The organism is Paenisporosarcina sp. P5_A11 (genome assembly GCF_056400705.1).
Genome location: NZ_JBFUKT010000245.1, coordinates 1 through 3,694, shown reverse-complemented (window position 1 = coordinate 3,694; position 3,694 = coordinate 1). Strand labels below are relative to the sequence as shown.

The following is a 3,694-nucleotide window of genomic DNA, read 5'->3' as shown; positions in this document are numbered from 1 at the left end:
CACTTCTTGGTTTGAAGATTAGTTGTGGCCATAAAGAAGCGCGAGGACATAAAATCGACAATGCTTTGAATTTATTCGATGCACTATTTTCTACGATGAAAAATGCACACGATGAAAAGTATATTTCTCGAAAGCATGAAAAAGATATTATTTTTATCCCCGTAGATGATACGAGTGCTACTCAATTTAATCTAAATGAAGAAATGAAAAATGCATTAATTGAAAAAGGGCGTAGTAGCGCCATCCACTTCCTAAAAACATGGTCACCGACAACCGATATAAAAACTAAACAAACGATTTATCATATTCTTTAAAATTAATCAAATTATTATTGGAATCCATCTACCAATACGGTTGTGGATTCTTTTTTTATAAATATATAAATGAATAAGTGGTAATAATTTTTCTGGAGGTCAATCAAAGAAATATAAAGACAATTAAACAGTTCGTAAATGTCCACTTTTACGAATTGTTTTAAATTGCTTATACTTAGCCGTTTATATCATTCAACTCATTAAAATTGAGGGGGGAAAGTGATTCAATCTCCTCGCTACACCACGTTCAACAACGGAAATGCCACTAAGACAATCCATTAGTGAAAAAATCCTCCAACAATTCAATTAGTTGATTTGTTGCATCAAGTGTTATATAGTAATTGACGGGTCAATTATTGACTTATCAATTACCTGAGAGAGGTGAATGTTTTGTCCAACTCATGTTCTGAAGAAGGAAAAATTGTCTATCGATTATATGAGATTAGTAAACAAACAAGCCCGAAGTTTGAGCGCTGCACAGGAATCAGTCAATCTCGTTTAGACATTTTAAACAAACTGTATGAAATAGAGGAAATTAGTCAGACGGAACTACAAAAAGAAGTGAACATAGATCATGCTGCTGTCACGAGGCACTTAAAGCAACTCGAAGAAAAGGGAATGGTATCACGACGCAAGAATCCCGCTGACAATCGATTTACGTTTGTTCGTCTTACAGGTGAAGGACGTGAAAGAATCGTTGCTTACCAGGACGAGAAACAACGATTCATTTCAAAAGTTTTGACAGGTTTTACAGAAAAGGAACGTTCATCACTATTGGAAATGCTTACTCGGATACAAGACAATGTTAAAAATATTGATCCGAACGACTTAGAATCATTTAATAATGCAACACGCAACTAATCAAACTACAGTAGAACTAAAGGAGAATATATATAATGAACCAAACACTAATAAATGACTTTAATGAAATAGTAACAGGACGACGCTCTATTCGGAATTATGACCCAACCGTAAAAATCAGTCGTCAAGAAATGACCGAAATATTAACTAAAGCAACTCTTGCTCCTTCATCGGTAAATCTACAACCTTGGCGTTTTGTTGTCATTGATAGCCCAGAAGGCAAAGCGACATTAGCTCCCCTTGCAAAATTTAATCAAACTCAAGTGGCAACTTCTGCTGCGATGATTGCTGTATTTGCAGATATGAATAGCCTAGATTATGCAGATGAAATTTATGGACAAGCAGTGGATGAAGGGCATATGCCAGCTGAAGTAAGAGATATTCAGTTACCAGCTATAAAAGGATTGATCAGCACCATGACACCCGAGCAGTTGAAAGATATGAACTTAATCGATGCTGGTTTAGTGTCCATGCAGTTAATGCTAGCTGCAAGAGCTCACGGTTATGACACGAATCCAATCGGTGGCTATGAAAAGGTTCTTATAGCAGAAGCTTTTGGCATGGATAAAGAGCGTTACTATCCTGTTATGCTTATTTCAATTGGTAAAGCTAAAGATAAGGGTTACCAATCTGTCCGTCTTCCTGTTGATACAATCACAGAGTGGAAATAAAGAGAACTTAACTTAACCAAACAACATAAGAAAAGAGGAACGCATACAATGATTATTATTCACGCTGGATTTCAGATACAAGCAGATAAAGAAAAAGCATTTTTAGAAGAAATTCGCCCATTGATTGCTGCTTCTAAAGCTGAACTCGGGAATGTAGCGTATGACTTAATGAAAGATATAGAAAAAGAAAACGTCTATACAATGGTAGAAGTGTGGGCAGATTCTGCCGCTGTCGATATTCATAACAAAAGCGAACACTTCACATCCTTTGCCGGTAATGCTCCACAATATTTTGCAGCACCCTTAGATGTGAAACTTTACGACGCTACTGAAACGCAAAAAATATAGGTAAACGTCCCACAGTTGCATAGCCGATAAAGAATCCAACACCATAAATAGGTGCTGGATTCTTTTATTTATACAAGTAACATGCTTTTGGTATGCAATTTCACAATATATACTCAAGAATTCTTCCTCATTCCTAGAGTGCTCACGTCTCGGTAAACCTTTCCGTCACATTATAAGTAATTCCCATGATTTTTTTGTGGTAGCAGTAATTAGAGGATTATCTTCTTCTGTTATTGAATGTTATGTAGAACGTAAATTAACTAGAAGGAGCCGAATCTAATGTTAAGTACTAACCTGTTAACTCAAATATAAGAACTTGAAAAGGAAATCTTTGAAAAAAAGAAGCAATTAACTCAATTAAGAAAAGCAGTACCAGAGAGACTTGTTAAGAATTATGAATTTATATCCACAAATCATCAGAAATTAACTTTACTCGAATTATTTGGACCTAAAGATGAACTTTTTGTCATTCATAATATGGGGAAAAGTTGCTCGTATTGCACGATGTGGGCTGATGGATTTAATGGCGTTCATCATCATTTAATGGACAAAGCTAGTTTTGTAGTGGCAAATCCCGACGATCCGACTGTTCAGGAAGATTTTGCAGCTTCACGTAAATGGCAGTTTACAATGATTTCGGTAAAGGAAACTACCTTCACTAGCGATATGGGTTTTCAAAATGGTTCAACCTTAACCCCAGGTGTCTCTACGTTTAGTAAAGATGAAGATGGGAATGTCTCATGCACAGGCGCAATTTGGACCTAACGACGATTATTGTGTGACTTGGCCATTATTTGATTTACTCCCATCTGGAGCGAGTGATGTGGTTGCCAAGAAAAAGCTAAACAATCAATCAGATTATCAATTGACGAATAATATTGCGATCGGCGAAACAAATTATGAAAATGCTCTTAAATTTTATGAAACTATTTTAGGGATGAAGAATGTACATTCTTTGAAAACAATTCGGCTAATCAAGTTTTCTTTGAATTCGCAGTTGAAGATTTTAAATCTGCTAAAAAGTTACTTGTAGAAAACGGCTGCATCATTACAAAAGAATACAAGGATACAAGCGTAATAATTGCTGATCCTTATGTCTTAAGGTTTCACCTGTTCGAAGTGAAAAAAAACTAAGGTTCCTCCTTTAGATGACACGGAATTGATGTTGTAACAAAAGTATGACTGTTTTTTACTTAATGCGCGTCTAATCAGTCTTTATTGAGTTGTTTCATATGACAAATAGATGTCAATTTGATGTCATGAAGGGCTTTTGGTTTAAATTTACCAAAATGTTCGTTAAGATGCAGACTAGGCTTTAATTAAAAATAGAGTATGAAGATATGAAAGGGGATAACATGTACATGAAATTCAAAAAAATACTACTACCGTTTGTAGCTGGCGCTTTAGCTTTAAGTTTAGCTGCTTGTAACGACGATGATAAAGCAACAAAAGAAGAAACACCTAAGGAAGAAACAGCAAAAAAAGATGCTAGCCAAGAAG

5 protein-coding genes and 1 pseudogene are annotated in these 3,694 nt (G+C 35.5%); all 6 read left to right on the top strand.

Going from position 1 to position 3,694, the window contains the following annotated elements; translation table 11 throughout:
- Window positions 1–314 (top strand): annotated as a pseudogene (locus AC1DOS_RS18685) (patatin-like phospholipase family protein); the annotation flags it as partial.
- Window positions 315–704: 390 nt separating this feature from the next.
- The gene (locus AC1DOS_RS18680) at window positions 705–1,175 is read left to right on the top strand and encodes a MarR family winged helix-turn-helix transcriptional regulator (protein WP_477538713.1); all 471 of its coding nucleotides are present in this window, start codon (window positions 705–707) and stop codon (window positions 1,173–1,175) included.
- A gap of 35 nt (window positions 1,176–1,210) precedes the next feature.
- Window positions 1,211–1,846 (top strand): nitroreductase family protein, encoded by a 636-nt coding sequence (locus AC1DOS_RS18675; protein ID WP_477538712.1) that lies wholly within the window; start codon window positions 1,211–1,213, stop codon window positions 1,844–1,846.
- A gap of 48 nt (window positions 1,847–1,894) precedes the next feature.
- Window positions 1,895–2,194 carry a putative quinol monooxygenase gene (locus AC1DOS_RS18670; RefSeq protein WP_477538711.1) on the top strand — a complete coding sequence of 100 codons (300 nt, stop codon included), beginning with the start codon at window positions 1,895–1,897 and terminating at the stop codon, window positions 2,192–2,194.
- A 327-nt stretch (window positions 2,195–2,521) separates the two neighbouring features.
- Window positions 2,522–2,959: a DUF899 family protein gene (locus tag AC1DOS_RS18665; protein WP_477538714.1), complete on the top strand. Its 438-nt coding sequence runs from the start codon at window positions 2,522–2,524 to the stop codon at window positions 2,957–2,959.
- Window positions 2,928–3,227: a hypothetical protein gene (locus AC1DOS_RS18660; protein ID WP_477538710.1), complete on the top strand. Its 300-nt coding sequence runs from the start codon at window positions 2,928–2,930 to the stop codon at window positions 3,225–3,227. Before AC1DOS_RS18665 ends, AC1DOS_RS18660 begins: the two co-directional genes overlap by 32 nt.
- Window positions 3,228–3,694: the final 467 nt, after the last annotated feature.

What these genes read in the sequence shown, in the direction of transcription:
- AC1DOS_RS18675 (WP_477538712.1), top strand. Translation starts at nt 1,211, where the DNA reads ATGAACCAAACACTAATAAATGACTTTAATGAAATAGTAACAGGACGA.
- AC1DOS_RS18670 (WP_477538711.1), top strand. Translation starts at nt 1,895, where the DNA reads ATGATTATTATTCACGCTGGATTTCAGATACAAGCAGATAAAGAAAAA.
- AC1DOS_RS18660 (WP_477538710.1), top strand. Translation starts at nt 2,928, where the DNA reads ATGTCTCATGCACAGGCGCAATTTGGACCTAACGACGATTATTGTGTG.